This window comes from Streptomyces venezuelae (assembly GCF_008642295.1).
In the GTDB taxonomy this organism is placed as follows: Bacteria; Actinomycetota; Actinomycetes; order Streptomycetales; family Streptomycetaceae; genus Streptomyces; species Streptomyces venezuelae_C.
The window spans coordinates 1,639,355-1,653,313 of sequence record NZ_CP029190.1; the positions used below are offsets into that span (position 1 = coordinate 1,639,355).

At 75.2% G+C, this 13,959-nt stretch carries 13 protein-coding genes; 9 read left to right on the forward strand and 4 right to left on the reverse strand.

Annotated elements, in window-relative coordinates; translation table 11 throughout:
- Window positions 1–11 precede the first annotated feature (11 nt).
- Complete coding sequence (locus DEJ50_RS07100) at window positions 12–194, reverse strand: hypothetical protein (protein WP_150206734.1); 183 nt, start codon at window positions 192–194, stop codon at window positions 12–14.
- Window positions 195–363: 169 nt separating this feature from the next.
- On the opposite strand from DEJ50_RS07100, the gene DEJ50_RS07105 reads away from it, so the two are divergent.
- The 5 genes from DEJ50_RS07105 to DEJ50_RS34540 all read left to right on the forward strand — a co-directional run bounded on the left by DEJ50_RS07105 (window position 364) and on the right by DEJ50_RS34540 (window position 6,022).
- Complete coding sequence (locus DEJ50_RS07105; protein WP_150206735.1) at window positions 364–1,794, forward strand: cellulase family glycosylhydrolase; 1,431 nt, start codon at window positions 364–366, stop codon at window positions 1,792–1,794.
- 67 nt (window positions 1,795–1,861) lie between these two features.
- Entirely contained in the window at window positions 1,862–2,629 is a 768-nt protein-coding gene (locus DEJ50_RS07110; protein ID WP_150206736.1) for an aminoacyl-tRNA hydrolase, read from the forward strand.
- A 68-nt stretch (window positions 2,630–2,697) separates the two neighbouring features.
- Window positions 2,698–3,939, forward strand: coding sequence for an MFS transporter (locus DEJ50_RS07115; RefSeq protein ID WP_150206737.1), 1,242 nt, complete (start codon window positions 2,698–2,700; stop codon window positions 3,937–3,939).
- A gap of 77 nt (window positions 3,940–4,016) precedes the next feature.
- Window positions 4,017–5,372, forward strand: a complete 1,356-nt coding sequence (locus tag DEJ50_RS07120) for a DUF692 domain-containing protein (protein WP_150206738.1) — start codon at window positions 4,017–4,019, stop codon at window positions 5,370–5,372.
- Entirely contained in the window at window positions 5,369–6,022 is a 654-nt protein-coding gene (locus tag DEJ50_RS34540; RefSeq protein ID WP_223837643.1) for a TIGR04222 domain-containing membrane protein, read from the forward strand. The genes DEJ50_RS07120 and DEJ50_RS34540 overlap by 4 nt, the downstream gene beginning before the upstream one ends.
- Here the strand turns inward: DEJ50_RS34540 and DEJ50_RS34545 are convergent.
- Window positions 5,982–6,338: a hypothetical protein gene (locus DEJ50_RS34545; RefSeq protein WP_223837644.1), complete on the reverse strand. Its 357-nt coding sequence runs from the start codon at window positions 6,336–6,338 to the stop codon at window positions 5,982–5,984. The two genes, DEJ50_RS34540 and DEJ50_RS34545, sit on opposite strands and share 41 nt — an antisense overlap.
- 75 nt (window positions 6,339–6,413) lie before the next feature.
- Here DEJ50_RS34545 and DEJ50_RS07130 point away from each other — a divergent pair, with 75 nt between their 5' ends.
- Window positions 6,414–7,214, forward strand: coding sequence for a TIGR04222 domain-containing membrane protein (locus DEJ50_RS07130; RefSeq protein WP_150206740.1), 801 nt, complete (start codon window positions 6,414–6,416; stop codon window positions 7,212–7,214).
- 83 nt (window positions 7,215–7,297) lie between these two features.
- Complete coding sequence (locus DEJ50_RS07135; RefSeq protein ID WP_223837645.1) at window positions 7,298–8,941, forward strand: alpha/beta hydrolase; 1,644 nt, start codon at window positions 7,298–7,300, stop codon at window positions 8,939–8,941.
- Between the two features lie 108 nt (window positions 8,942–9,049).
- On the opposite strand, the gene hemQ is transcribed toward DEJ50_RS07135, so the two are convergent.
- Window positions 9,050–9,763: a hydrogen peroxide-dependent heme synthase gene (gene hemQ, locus DEJ50_RS07140; RefSeq protein ID WP_150206741.1), complete on the reverse strand. Its 714-nt coding sequence runs from the start codon at window positions 9,761–9,763 to the stop codon at window positions 9,050–9,052.
- A 22-nt stretch (window positions 9,764–9,785) separates the two neighbouring features.
- Window positions 9,786–11,291, reverse strand: coding sequence for a protoporphyrinogen oxidase (hemG, locus tag DEJ50_RS07145; protein WP_411757583.1), 1,506 nt, complete (start codon window positions 11,289–11,291; stop codon window positions 9,786–9,788).
- A 141-nt stretch (window positions 11,292–11,432) separates the two neighbouring features.
- Here hemG and DEJ50_RS07150 point away from each other — a divergent pair, with 141 nt between their 5' ends.
- A complete protein-coding gene (locus DEJ50_RS07150) occupies window positions 11,433–12,512 on the forward strand; it encodes a DUF4349 domain-containing protein (RefSeq protein WP_150206743.1) in 1,080 nt (359 codons plus the stop codon).
- A 58-nt stretch (window positions 12,513–12,570) separates the two neighbouring features.
- A complete protein-coding gene (locus DEJ50_RS07155) occupies window positions 12,571–13,953 on the forward strand; it encodes an FAD-dependent oxidoreductase (RefSeq protein ID WP_150206744.1) in 1,383 nt (460 codons plus the stop codon).
- Window positions 13,954–13,959 lie beyond the last annotated feature (6 nt).

The window sequence follows — 13,959 nt, forward strand, 5'->3', positions numbered from 1 at the left end:
CGGGGTGGCCGTCAGCCCGAGCAGGCGGTGCGCTGCGCGTCCTGCCACTCGCAGACCGGGCAGAGCACCCGCCCCGGAGTGGCCACCCCGTACTCGGTGGGCCGGCCGCACTCCACGCAGTCCGCGAACGGCGGCCCGGCCACCGCGCCCTCGGGGCGGGCCGGAGCGGCGCAGTACGGCTCGTTCTCGTCCATGTGTACGAGCCTACGCCCCCGCCCGCCTCGCGGCTGCCCCACGGGCTGCCGGAACACCTCGGTACCGGCCAACTCCAGGAAGGGTCTGGGAACTTGGGCAACTCGCCAGTAGCATCCGAGCGCCCATCGGCACGCCGCCCCGGCAGCCATCCTCGAAAGGGTCTCCTGCATGCGCTTGACCTCCCGGATAGCCCCCGCCGCCCTCGCCGTGGCCGCCCTCCTGCTCGGCGTCCTCCCCGCGCAGGCCCAGGCCCACCCCGACCGCACCCCCGGCCGCACCCCCGACCGGGTCACGGTCGGTGACCGCACCTTCATCGCCGATGGGCAGGGCCGCGCACTCCAGTGGCGCGGCTTCAACCTCGCCGACAAGAACAGCCGAGGCGCCAACGCGTTTGCCGGCATCCAGGAGAGGGACCTCAAGGAGATGTCCGCCCGGGGCTTCAACCTCGCGCGCCTCGCGTTCTTCTGGGACGACCTCGAACCCACCCCCGGGCACTACGACCGCGGCTACCTCACCAAGATGCGCCGCATCCTCGACTGGGCCGACCGCTACCACATCAAGGTCATACTCGACGCCCACCAGGACGTGTACGGCCCGCACTTCGGCTTCCGCGGCATCCCCGCCTGGGCCACCCGCGACGAGGGGTTGCCGTTCACCCCCACACCCGACGACTGGTTCGCCGGGTATTTCCAGCCATCCGTACAGACCGCCTTCGACCACCTGTACAAGGACGCCGACCTCCGCGCCGCACACGCTCGCATGTGGATGACGGTCGCCTCCGATCTGGGCAGGCACCCGGCGCTGCTCGGCTACGACCTGATGAACGAGCCGTTCGCGAAGTTCCTCGAAGGCGAAGACCTCCCCACCGCCGCGGCCCGCTTCGAGGCCACCGAGCTCACCGAGCTGTGGAACCGCCTCGCCAAGGCGATCCGCCTGGTCGACCGCAGGTCGTGGGTGTTCGTCGAACCGACCGTCATCGTCGGTCTCGGCGTCCCCACGCAGCTGGGCCGCATCGACGACCCGCACGCCGGCTATGCGCCGCACTTCTACGAGACCGCGATGGAAACCGGCGCCGACTACGACCCCAACGGCACCTTCGTTCCCGCCTACGAGGCCGCGATCAGCGACTACCCGACCCGTCACCGGATGCCGGTGATCGTCGGCGAGTGGGGCGGCAACCCCTCCATTCCGCACGGCCGCCAGTTCGTCACCGACATGACGGCCGCCATGGACCGCTTCTCCAGTGGCTGGACCTGGTGGCAGTGGTGCCGGGGCGGCAGCTACTGCTTCCTCGACCAGACGGGTGCCGTGAAGCCCAACGCCCAGCTGCTCGTCCAGCCGTACGCGCGGGCCGTCGCGGGCGACCCGCTCACGTACGCGTACGACCCGGCCACCCGCACCTACACGCTCACCTTCCGCACCCGCCACACCGCGGACGGCCCCACCCAGATCACCGTACCCAGGGACACCTACCCGGGCGGCTACCGCGTCGACGTCCGAGGCGGCAAGGCCGGCTGGAAGGAGCGCGGCCAGACCGTCACCGTGAACACCCGCGGCAGGGCCGGAGCCACCTACCAGGTCACGATCAGCCCGAGGTAGATCCACGTGGGGCCCGGGTCCGGGAGCTTGGCCGGACCCGGGCTCCACTCCTGGCATCCTTGACCGGATGAGCAGCAACGACACCGAAGACCGGCCGGCCGTCGGAGCGGACAGCCCGTTCCGGCAGGAGCACATCGCCCGCGACGAGGCGCCCCAGTACGTCCTCCCCCTGGTGGTGCGGATCGAGAAGACCGGACCGCCCGCCCGGACGGACGCGCTGGAAACCGCCGCCCGGGCGGTGCTCGTCCTGCTCTCGGACGAGCGCTCGCGCGGCGAGGGTGAATGGGCCGCGGCGGTCCGCGACTGGCAGGACGCCCGGATCCGGAAGGTAGTGCGGCGGGCGCGCGGCGCGGAGTGGCGGAAGGCGGCCACCCTGCCCGGCATCACCGTCGAGGGAACCGGCACGGTCGGCGCGCAGGTGCGGGTGTTCCCGCCGGTGCCGCTGGACGGCTGGCCCAAGGAGCTGGTGAAGCTCCAGGTGTCGGGCACCGACCTGGACGACCCGGAGCCGGCCGGCCCGGCGGACCCCGGGGTGCCGGTGCTGTGGTTCAACCCCGACCTGGACATGTCGGCCGGCAAGGCCATGGCCCAGGCCGGCCACGCGGCACAGCTGGCCTGGTGGGAGCTGACCGGGGCGGAGCGCGCCCGGTGGCGGGAGTCCGGTTTCCGGCTGGCCGTGCGCACCGCCGCCGGGCCGGAGCAGTGGGCGGAGCTGACCGGGAGCGGGCTGCCGGTGGTCCGGGACGCCGGTTTCACCGAGATCGCGCCGGGCTCCTGCACGGTGGTGGCGGACCACCCGGCCCTGCGGTCCCGGCTGAACCCCCTGCTAGAATGAGCGCGTTGGCCTTCGGAGTGCCCCGCTCACACACACGCGGAACGGGCACGCATCCGGAGGCTTTTTTCATGTCCTCCCTTTTCTCCCTCTCCTCTCCCGCCACCACCGGATATCGCGCGCTGCTCCGCAACCGCGAGTTCGCCGGGCTGTACGCCGGCTTCACGCTGACGGTCGCCGCCACCACCCTGTCGGGCTTCGCGCTCGGCACCCTCGTCAACCAGCAGACCCGCTCCCCGTTCCTGACGGCCGTGAGCATGTACGGCGCCACCTTCGCGACGGTGCTCGGCGCGCTGACGCTGATGTCGGTCGCCGACGCGGACCGGCCGCGCCGGACCCTGCTCGCCCTCCAGTCGGTCTCGCTGGTGGGCATGGCCGCCCAAGGCCTGCCGGGGCTGCCGCTGGCCGCCCGGTTCGCCCTGCTGCTGGTGCTGGGGTTCTTCCAGTCCCTGGGGACCGGCACCCGGATGGGGTTGCTCGCCGAGGTGGTGTCGGCCGCCGCCTACGCCCCGGCCCGGTCGCTGATGAACATCACCTCGGGCGGCACCGCGATCCTCGGCTACGCCCTGGGCGCGGTCCTGCTGCGGCAGCTGGGCCCGCAGGGGCTCTTCCTGCTCGCCTCGGCCCTGACCGCGCTGGGGCTGGCGGTGGCGGCGGCCACCGTCCGGGAACACTCCGTCCGGCTCGGCGCCCGGCCCGGACTGCGCCGGACCCGGACGGCCAACGCCGAGCTGTTCGCCCACCCCGGCCGGCGGGCCCTGCTGGTGAACCTGTGGGTCCCCAACGGTCTGATCGTCGGCTGCGAGGCCCTGTTCATCTCCTACGACCCGGGCTCGGCCGGCACCCTGCTGGCCGCCGGGGCGGCGGGCATGCTGCTCGGGGACCTGACCGTCGGCCGGCTGTTCGACGCCGCCCGGCGGCGCCGGTGGGCCTTTGCCCTGCGGCTCCTGCTCGCCGTCCCCTACCTGCTGTTCGTGTGCCACCCGCCGGTCGCGGTGGCGGCGGTGGCGGTGTTCCTGGCCAGTGCCGGGTTCGCGGCCACCCTGCCCCTGCAGGAGCAGCTGCTGGAGCTGACGCCCGGCCCGGTCCGGGGCCAGGTCCAGGGCGTGGAGTCGGCCGGCCGGATGACCTGGCAGGGCCTGGGCGCCGCGCTCGCCGGCGGCCTCGCCCAGGTGCTGGACCCCGGCACCACGATCACCGTCGTCGCCGCGGTCTCCGTCGCCGTCACCCTCCTCGCCCGGCCGTTCACCAACCGGGCCACCGCCACCGCCGCCACCACCGCCGGCGGCCCGGAAGCTCAAATGTTGCTCTGAACCTGCCCCCGCACGGTTGGCCGCACGGCGCCGGGGCGATGACATCGGCACGAAGCAACGGAAGGGGGGCGAGGGGCATGAAGCCCATGGCACGCCTGGGGGTGGGGATCGGCTGGCGGCCGGAGATCGCGGAGGCGGTCGAGCGGCTGCCGGGACTCGACTGGGTGGAGGTGGTGGCCGAGAACCTGTGTCCCGGCCATCTGCCGGAGTCCCTGCTGCGCCTGCGCGAGCGCGGGGTGACGGTGGTCCCGCACGGGGTCTCGCTGGGCCTCGGCGGTGCGGACCGGCCGGACCCGCGCCGGCTGGCCGATCTCGGCGAGCGGGCGGTGGCCCTGGGGGCCCCGCTGGTCACCGAGCACATCGCCTTCGTCCGCAGCTCCTCGCCGGCGCTGGAGGCCGGGCACCTGCTGCCCGTACCGCGGACCCGGGACGCCCTGGACGTGCTCTGCGAGAACGTGCGGATCGCCCAGGACGCCCTGCCGGTGCCGCTGGCCCTGGAGAACATCGCCGCGCTGGTGAACTGGCCCGGGGAAGAGCTGACGGAGGGCCGGTTCCTGGCCGAGCTGGTGGAGCGGACCGGCGTACGGCTGCTGATCGACGTGGCCAACCTGCACACGAACCGGGTGAACCGCGGCGAGAACCCGCTCGCGGTCCTGGACGCACTGCCGCCGGAGGCCCTCGCCTACGTCCATGTGGCCGGTGGCATGGAGCGGGACGGGGTGTGGCACGACACCCACGCGCACCCGGTGCCGCCGCAGGTCCTGGACCTGCTGGGCGAGCTCCGGGCGCGGGTGGACCCGCCGGGGGTGCTGCTGGAGCGGGACGACGACTTCCCGCCGGAGCCGGAGCTGGCGGCCGAACTCGCCACGATCGGCGCCGTGCTGGCCTCCGCACCACCGGCCCCTCCCGCCCGGACCGCAGACCGCGGTACGGACCGGGGTACGGAGCGGCCGGTGGACGCCGGTACGGGCCGTGGTGCGGCGGCGGTGCCGGAGGCCGGGGGTGCCCGCGGGCGGGTCGGGGTCGCGCAGACCGCGCTGCTCTCCGCGCTGGTCGCCGGGACCCCGGTCCCGGAGGGCTTCGACCGGCAGCGGGTCGCCGTCCAGGCCCGGGCACTGGTGTCCAAGCGGGCCGATGTGGTGGGCCGGATCGCCCCCGAACTCGTCGGCTTCCTGGGCCCCGAGGCGTACCGGAGGGAGTTCTCCGGCTATGCCCGGCACCGGCCGATGACGGGTGGCTACCGCCGGGACGCCCTGGACTTCGCCGAGCACCTGCTGGTCCACGGGCTGCCCGCGGACCCGGCCGCCCGGCGCCGGCTCGGCCGCTGGTGGCAGGACCGGGCCGGCAGCCGGCCGCGGAACCCGCTGGGTCGGCTCGTCCGGTGGGCAGACCGGCTCCGCCTCGGACCGCGTTCCCGGAGGGCCGTCGCATGATCGTGATGTGCGTACTGCTGTGGCTCGCCGTGCTCGGCTCGACCGGGTGGGCGGCGCTGGGCATCCGGCGGGCCCGGGGCGCGGCCCTGCCCGGGCCGGCCCCGCTCGACCTCGCCGAGGCCGCGTTCCTGACCGGCGGCCCCCGCCGGGTGGCGGACACGGCGCTGGTCTCGCTCTGCTACGACGGGCGGATGATGATCGGCGGCCCGGGCATCGTGCAGGTGCGGACCGGAGCCCGCGGCAACGACCCGGCGGAGCGGGCCGTGCTGGAGGTCTTCGGCAGCGCGGCGAGCGGGGCCCTGCACCCGGTGCGGTCGGCGGCCCAGACCCACCCGGCGGTCCGGGAGACCGGCGAGGGACTCGCCGCCCGGGGGCTGCTGATCGCCCCGGGGGCGCTGTCCCGCTGGCGGACTGGACGGCGGTCCAGGCGCTGCTCTGCATCCTGGGCCTGCCCGTGCTCGGGGTCCTGGCGGCCTTCGCGACCGGACCGGCCGTGGCCGCGCTCCCGGCCCTGCTGCTCGGGGTGGTGGCCGCGGTGGTACTGGCCGTGCAGGCCGGCGGCCGGGCCACCAAGGCTGGGCGGCAGGCCCTGGAGGCCTACCGCAGGGCCTACGGCGCCAGTACGGACCCCCGGGTGGCGGTGGCGCTGAAGGGGCCGCTCGCGGTGCCCGATCCGCTGCTGCGGGCCCAGCTGATCCGGGGCGCGGCCGGTCCCCGGCGGGGGCCCTCCGGCCCCCGGACCACCCCGCACACCGACGGCGGCGCCGGGGCACCGGTGGTGTGGTGCGGGGGCGGCAGCTCCGGCGGCGGCGGTGACAGCGGCGGCGGATTCGCCTGCTCCACCGGATCGAGCTGCTCCGGCAGTTCCGGCGGGTCGAGTTGCGGGGGCTCGTCCAGCTCCGGCGGGTCGAGTTGCGGCGGTTCGTCCAGCTCCTGCTGAGCCGAGGGTTCTTGATGCCGCGTCACGGCGGCATCACGACCTCTTCACACCTCCGCACACACCCCTGACCAGGGAGCTTGTCATCTTGTAGACATGCGCCCATGTTCTGGGTCCTGTTCCTGCTGGTGGCCTGCGCCGGTGTCCTCGCCGCCGGCGCCCGTCTCCTCCGAGCCGTCGCCGAAGCCGCCGACATCCCGGAAGCCGACGTCCCGGAAGCCGACGTCCCGGAAGCCGACGTCCCGGAAGCCGGCGTGACCCTCTACGAGGCGGCCTACCTGGCCGGCGGCCCGCACCGGGTCGCCGTCCTGACCCTGGTCTCCATGGAGCGCGAGCGCCGGCTGCTGCTGGCGCACACCGGCTGGGCGACCGTGGTCGACCCGGTCGGACGGGACCCGCTGGAGCGGTCGGTCCTCGGCGCGTTCGGCCCGGAGGGCCGGTCCCCGGTCGCGGCCGTCCGTACCGCTGCCGCCCGCGGCGAGGCCGTACGCCGGCTCGGCGAGCGGCTCCGGGCGGCCGGGCTGGCCCTGCCGGAGGGGGTCCGCGCCGGGTTCGGCCACGGGCTCCAAGCGGTGCGCGGCGCCGTCCTGCTGGTGGTCGCGATGGCCACGGCGGCCGTCACCCTGGACGGCGGAACCACCGACACCACGCTGGTCCTCTGCTGGTTCGGGCTGCCGCTGCTGCCGGCCCTGGCCCTCCTGGCCCTGGCCCGCCTCGACGCGTCCCGGCACTCCCCCTGGGCCTCCCCGGCCGGCCTGCGGCTGCTGTCCGGGCTGCGGGCCGGCGACCGCGGCCCGCTCACCTCCGTCGCCCTGCACGGAGTGGCCGCGGTCGGCGATCCGGGGCTGCGCGCCGCGCTGTCCTGCGGCGGCCGGGGGATCCTGCCGCGGCAACGGGGTCGTTGAGGGCGACACCCGGCAGGGCTGCTGTACACGGCCGGGAGCCGGGGTGATCATCCGCTGATCGGAAGACCGAAGGGAGACCCGTGATGCGGACTCTGATGCGGACTCCGCCCGCCCGTTCCGGAGCCGCAGCCGCAGCCGCGGTGCTCTGCCTGGCCCTGTGCCTCTCCGGCGCCGTCCCGGCCCACGCCACCACCGCTCCGGTGAGCGCAGAGGCCGCCGGTACCGAGCTCGCGGCCCGCCGCGCCGCCGCCCGGACGCTTTCCTTCACCCCCTGCCCCGCGGCCGAGGGACTGCCGTCCCCGGTGCGCTGCGCCCTGCTGCGCGTACCGCTCGACTACGCCCGCCCCGACGGCCCGCAGATCTCCCTCACCGTCAGCCGGCTGCCCGCCACCGGCCGCAAGACCGTCCGCCGCCAGGGCGCGCTGGTCTACAACCCCGGCGGACCGGGGGCCTCGGGCATGTTCTTCCCGGTGGTCGCCTCACTCCCGGAGTGGCAACGGGTCTCCGCCGCCTACGACCTGGTCGGCTACGCCCCGCGCGGGGTGGGCCGGTCCGCCCCGCTGTCCTGCGGGCCCGACCGGGCCGCCCGGGCTCCCCGCCAGGTCCCGGCCGCGCCCTCGGAGGCGTACGGACGACAGCGCGCGGCGGAGGCCCGGGACCGGGCCCGGGGCTGCGCCGACCGGGCGGGCCCGGCCCTGCCGTACTACTCGACCCTGAACAACGTCCGGGATCTGCACGTGCTGCGGGCCGCGCTCGGCGAGTCCGGGCTGACCTTCCTCGGCGCCTCGTACGGCACCTACATCGGGGCGGTGTACGCGACCCTCTACCCCGGCCACGTCCGCCGGATGGTGTTCGACTCCCCGGTGGACCCCGCCCCGCGGCGGATCTGGTACCGCGGTCTGCTCGACCGGCCGGCGGCGTTCGAGCGCCGCTGGTACGAGTTCCGGGCCTGGGCGGCCCGGCACCACTCCGCGTACGGGCTGGGCGCCACCCCGGCGGCGGTCCGGGCGAGCTACGAGCGGGTGCGGGAGGCGGTGGCGCGCAGGCCGGCCGGCGGGCTGGTGGGCACCGGGGAGCTCCAGGACGCGTATCTCCGGACGGCCTACGACGATGCGCTCTGGCCGGCCCGGGCGGCGGCGCTGTCCGCCTTCCTGGCCGGGGACCCGGGCCCGCTGGTGGAGCAGGCCGCACCGGATCCGGCGGCGGCAGCGGAACAGGAGAACGCGGGCGCCGTCCACACCGCGGTGCTGTGCAACGACGCGCCCTGGCCGGCCGATGCCGGGGTATGGATCCGCGATTACGGGGAGCTGGCGGTCCGGGCGCCGTTCGCGGCCTGGAGTCAGGCCTGGCTGTACCTGCCGTGTGCCTCCTGGCCGGTGTCCCCGCGGCAGCGGCCGGTGGCGGTGGGCGGCCCGGCGGCGGCCCGGCTGCCCCGGACGCTGATCGTGGCGGCGGAGCGGGACGCGGCGACCCCCTATCCGGGGGCGCTGGAGCTCCAGCGGCGGCTGGGCGGCGGCGCTGCACTGGTCACGGAGTGGGGAGCGGGCACCCACGGGGTGGCGGGGGGCCGCAACCCCTGTGTGGACCGGCATGTGGAGCGGTATCTGCTGACCGGCCGGACCGCGGGCCGGCGGGCCGGATGTGCGCCGCATCCGGAGCCCGCACCGGTGTCGCTGGACGGCCGGGCAGCGGCGACCTGGGGGTCGGCGCTGCCGCCTGCCGTCTGAACTTCCGGGCGGGATCTCCGGCTGCGTCGTTTCGGGGGCAAGGCCTCCCGATCCGCCGGAGGAGCCACGTGACGGCGTGCTCCTCCGGCCCTTCCCCCTGGGGAGGTATCAGGCGAGTCCGGCCACCAGATCGGCGACGGACTTGCGGCGTCCGGTGTAGAAGGGCACCTCTTCACGGACGTGCATACGGGCCTCGGAGGCGCGCAGGTGACGCATCAGGTCGACGATGCGGTAGAGCTCGTCGGCCTCGAAGGCGAGCAGCCACTCGTAGTCGCCGAGCGAGAAGGAGGCCACGGTGTTGGCGCGGACGTCCGGGTAGCCGCGGGCCATCTTGCCGTGGTCGGCGAGCATCCGGCGGCGGTCCTCGTCGGGCAGCAGGTACCAGTCGTAACTGCGCACGAAGGGGTAGACGCTGACGTAGTCGCGGGCGACCTCGTCCGCCAGGAAGGCCGGGATGTGCGACTTGTTGAACTCGGCGGGGCGGTGCAGCGCCATGTTCGACCACACCGGCTCCAGCGCGCGGCCCAGCCGGGTGCGGCGGAACAGGTTGTAGGCGGTCTGCAGCTCGTCCGAGGTCTCGGCGTGCCACCAGATCATGACGTCGGCGTCGGCGCGCAGGCCGGACACGTCGTAGGTGCCGCGGACGGTGATGTCCTTGGCCGCGAGCTGGTCGAAGAGCTCCTGCACCTCGTCGGCGTAGCCGGCGCGGTCGTCCGGAAGCACGTCTTTCAGCTTGAAGACGGACCACAGGGTGTAGCGAATGACCTCGTTGAGGTCCTTGGCCTTCTTCCCCGCGTTGGGGATCTTCTCCGGTGCAGTCATGTGCCTATTGTCCCTGCCCTGATCAGTGGTCCGTGCCAGGGGTGCCCAGTACGGCGGAGACCGCGGCGGCGGCGCTCGCGATGCAGGCGGGCACGCCCACGCCGTCGTAGGGCGCACCGCAGACGGCGAGGCCGGGGAGGGCGGCGACGGCGGCCCGGATCCGGTCCACCCGGTCCAGGTGGCCGACCGGGTACTGGGGCAGTCCGCCGTCCCAGCGGGTGACGGTGGTGGCGACCGGGCGGGCGGCCAGGCCCGTGGCCTCGCCGAGGTCGGCGAGGGCGATGCCGACGAGTTCGGAGTCCTCCCGCTGGAGGTCTTTCTCGTCCCCGTAGCGGCCCACGGAGGCGCGGAGCAGGAAGAGGCCGGGGTCGGCGGCGTTCCAGGCCCACTTGTTGCTGGAGAAGGTGGCGGCCTTGACCGTCCGGCCGTCCACGGGCGGCACCAGGAAGCCGCTGGCCGCACCCGAGGTGATGGCCGCGGGCAGTTCGGAGCGCCGGAAGGCCAGGGTGACCAGGGCCATGGAGGCGTACTCGACGGCGCGCAGTTCGGCGGCGGCGAGGGGGGCGGGGCCGTCCAGCAGCCGGGCGGCGGGCCCGGCCGGGGTGGCGAGGATCACCGCGTCGGCTTCGAATCCGCGGCCGTCTTCCGTCACCACCCGCCAGCCCGCGGGGGTGCGGAGCAGCTCGCGGGCGGGGGCGGTGGTCAGCAGGCGGGCGCCGGCGGCCCGGCAGGCCTCGGCGACGGCGAGCGGGAGCCGGCCGATGCCGCCCTCGATGCCGGTGAAGACGGGGCCGGTGGCGGCGGCGCCGATGGCGTGGGTGCGTTCGGCGGCCTCGCGCTGCACCGAGCGGACGGCCTCGGTGAGGCTGGGGTGGGTGCGGATGGCCTGGTACAGGGCGGGGATCGCGGCGCGCAGGGAGATGCGGTAGGCGTCGCCGGCGTACACCCCGCCGAGCAGCGGTTCGACGAGTCGGTCGACGACCTCGCGGCCGAGCCGGGCGGCCACGTACGCGCCGACGGCGACGTCCGCCACCTCTTCGGCGGCCGGGCGGGGCTGCTCGGCCTCGGCCCGGGCCAGTCCTTCGGCGGAGAGCACCCCGGAGGCGGCGAGCGGGCCGAGGTCGCCGGGTACGCCCATGACATGGCCGCCGGGCAGCGGGCGCAGCACCCCGCGGGTCCACAGCCGGGCGGCGGCGGTGGCGGGCGGCTGGAGCGCATCGCCGAGGCCGACGGCCCGGGCGAGTTCCAGGGCCTCGGGGCGGCGGGCGAGCAGGGACTCGGCGCCGAGGTCGACGGGGACGCCGGCGAGTTCGCCGGTGTGCAGCTTGCCGCCGAACCGCGGGCCGGCCTCCAGGAGGGTCACCCGGGCGCCGGCGGCGAGCAGCCGGTGGGCGGCGGCGAGACCGGCGATGCCGCCGCCGATCACCAGGACGTTGCGCGGGCCGCTGGGCTGCGGTGCGTCCGCCGCGGCCGGGTCCGGGGTGCTCGTGTCGTCCGTGCTCAGGTCCGGTTCGTCCATGGGCCACATCGTCTCAGACGGGCCGTCGGCCCTGCTCCGAGGCCGGACCGTGACCGGTTCGGGACCGGCTCGGGACCTTGGGTGCGAAACCGGCGGCGGGAGCCCGTACGTCGAAACGTCAAGATCCGATCGAGCCCGGGGGGCCGTGTGATGACGCGTACGTACGGACACAACAGCAGCAGAAGCCGGTCGGCCGGGGGCCGTTCGGCCGGGGTCCTGGCGGCGGTGGCGGCCGTCGGGGTGCTGGCGCTGGCCGGCTGCAGCGCGGACACCGAAGGCTCCGGGGCCACGGCCGACCGGGGCGTGGCCGCCCCGCAGGCAGCCCGGGACGCCAAGTCCGGGGAGAAGGCGGCCGGAGCGGGTGCCACCGCCCCGTCGGCGGCCCCGGCCGCGGGCGCCGCCGGCAAGCCGGTGCAGGTGCGGCAGCACATCATCCGCACCGCGTCCCTGGGCATCGAGTCCAAGGACGTCCAGCAGACCCTGGCGGCGGCCCGGTCGGCGGCCGAGGGTGCGGGCGGCTATGTGGGCAACGAGTCCACCCGGCGGGACGATTCCGGGGCGATGACCTCGACGGTGACCCTGCGGGTGCCCGGGGAGAAGTTCGACTCGGTGCTGGGCGCGCTGGAGGGCGGCGGAAAGCTGCTGCACCGCAAGGTGGAGGCGCAGGACGTCACCGAGAAGGTGGTCGACGTGGACAGCCGGGTCCGCTCGCAGCAGGCCAGTGTGGCCCGGGTGCGGGAGATGATGGACAAGGCCTCGGCGCTGGGCGATGTGGTCATGCTGGAGGGGGAGCTGAGCAAGCGCCAGGCGGAGCTGGAGGCACTGCTCGCCCAGCAGACGGCGCTGAAGGACCAGACCTCGCTGGGCACGATCACTCTGGAGGTGTCCGGGAAGCCCGCGGCGCCGGTGGAGCAGAAGGAAGAGGAGGACCCGGCCTTCACGGACGCCCTGAAGGGCGGCTGGGAGGTGTTCCTCACCGGGCTGAAGTGGCTGACGCTGGTGGTGGGCGCGGTGCTGCCGTTCGCCCTGGCGGGCCTGGTCCTGCTGGCGCTGTGGAAGGTCTACCGGCGGTTCCGCCCGGCGACGCCGCCGGTTCCGATGCGCGGCACCGGCGCCCCGCAGGTGTGGCCGCAGCGGCAGGCCGCACCGGCAGCACCGCCCGCGCACGCCGCGCACTCCGCGCACCCCTCGCCGGCCGGGACGGACACCGCGGCGGACGTCCAGGACTGAACGCCCGTTCGGGCATAGCGTGTTCCGCAGACATCGGCGGCGGAGGGCGGTACGGGCGATGGCAGCGGAACGACTGGTCGTGGTCGGGGGTGATGCGGCGGGCATGTCCGCCGCATCGCAGGCCCGCCGGCTGAAGGGCCCGCAGGAGCTGGAGATCGTGGCCTTCGAGCGGTCGCACTTCAGCTCGTACTCGGCGTGCGGGATCCCGTACTGGATCGGCGGCCAGGTGGCGGACCGGGACGCGCTGATCGCCCGGACGCCCCGGGAGCACCGGGCGCGGGGCATCGATCTGCGGATGCGGACCGAGGTGGTGGAACTGGACCTGCCCGGGCGGCGGGTCCGGGCCCGGGACCTGGAGACCGGCGCCGAGTCCTGGACCGGCTACGACCGGCTGGTCCTGGCCACCGGGGCCCGGCCGGTCCGCCCCCGGCTGCCGGGGATCGGGGCGGCCGGGGTGTACGGGGTGCAGACCCTGGACGACGGGGAGCGGCTGCTGGAGTTCCTGGAGCGTACGCAGGGCCGCCGGGCGGTGGTGGTCGGCGCCGGGTACATCGGGGTGGAGATGGCCGAGGCGCTGGTGGGCCGAGGCTTCGAGGTGACGGTGCTGCACCGCGGCGCCCAGCCGATGGCCACGCTGGACCCGGACATGGGCGGGCTGGTGCACACCGCGATGAACGCCATGGGGATCCGTACGGTCGCCGGGGCGGAGGCCACCGCGGTCCTGACGGACGACGCCGGCCGGGCCCGGGCGGTGGTGACGGCCTCCGGCGAGGAGTACCCGGCGGACGTGGTGGTCCTCGGTATCGGTGTGGAACCGCGCACCGCGCTGGCCCGGGCGGCCGGCCTGCCGGTCGGCGACTCGGGCGGGCTGCTGACCGACCTGTCGATGCGGGTCCGCGGGCACGAGGACATCTGGGCCGGCGGGGACTGCGTGGAGGTGCTGGACCTGGTCTCGGGCCGCACCCGGCACATCCCGCTGGGCACGCATGCGAACAAGCACGGCCAGGTGATCGGCTCGGGGGTGGGCGGGGGCTACGCGACCTTCCCGGGGGTGGTCGGCACCGCGGTGAGCAAGGTCTGCTCGCTGGAGATCGCCCGTACCGGGCTGCGGGAGAAGGACGCGCGGGCGGTGGGCCTGCGCTTCGTGACCGCCGTGATCCGCTCGACGAACACGGCCGGTTACTACCCGGGGGCGGCGGAGATGACGGTGAAGATGCTGGCCGAGCAGCGGACCGGCCGGCTGCTGGGGGTCCAGATCGTGGGCGGCGCGGGCTCGGCGAAGCGGGTGGACATCGCGGCGGTCGCACTGACGGCCGGAATGACCGTGGACCAGGTGGTCGGCCTGGACCTGGGCTACGCGCCGCCGTTCTCCCCGGTCTGGGACCCCATCCTGGTCGCCGCCCGCAAGGCGGTCGCCATGGTCCGGCAGTCGGGAGGGTAGCCCTGC